1 protein-coding gene is annotated in these 553 nt (G+C 56.8%); it reads right to left on the bottom strand.

Annotated features, from left to right (window positions below):
- Positions 1–553, bottom strand: a 553-nt coding sequence (locus tag NKJ84_RS33165; protein ID WP_352510028.1) for an AMP-binding protein, incomplete at both ends; no start/stop codon positions are given.

The following is a 553-nucleotide window of genomic DNA, read 5'->3' as shown; positions in this document are numbered from 1 at the left end:
CCCACCGCCCCGAACGGCACGGGCCCACCATGACCGTCCAGCAGGTACACCCGCGTGTTCGCAATCGGGCGCCCGATCGGGATGGAGGCCAGCCCCCCGACAGATTGGGCGATCTCGCAGACTGTCGCGAAGGTCGTTGTCTCGGTCGGACCGTAGCAGTGAATGAGGCGTACAGGACCTTCTTCTCTCAGCAATCTCAAAAATGAGGGAACGTCACTGACCTCGCCTCCACAGAGGAGGTACTTAAGTTGTGCTAACGTCGGAGCGATCGATGACGTATATTGGTTGAATAACGCTGTTGTTAGAAAAAGGGTTGTCACCCGTTGCTGTTCAAGTGACTTGGCAAAATTTGAAGGATTTATGACGGTCGTGGCATCCAATGCAATGATGCAGCCACCGTTGAGCAGCGGCGCCCACACTTCAAATGTGCTGGCGTCGAAGGCGGGATTACCCACCCACGCCACACGATCACTCGAGCTGAACTGCGCATAGCCATTGTTGATGACGAGCCGGTTGACCGCACGGTGAGCAACAACAACCCCCTTGGGAAGGC

The organism is Mesorhizobium sp. M0048 (genome assembly GCF_040323405.1).
GTDB lineage: Bacteria > Pseudomonadota > Alphaproteobacteria > Rhizobiales > Rhizobiaceae > Mesorhizobium.
This window is presented reverse-complemented; position numbering and strand designations above follow the sequence as displayed.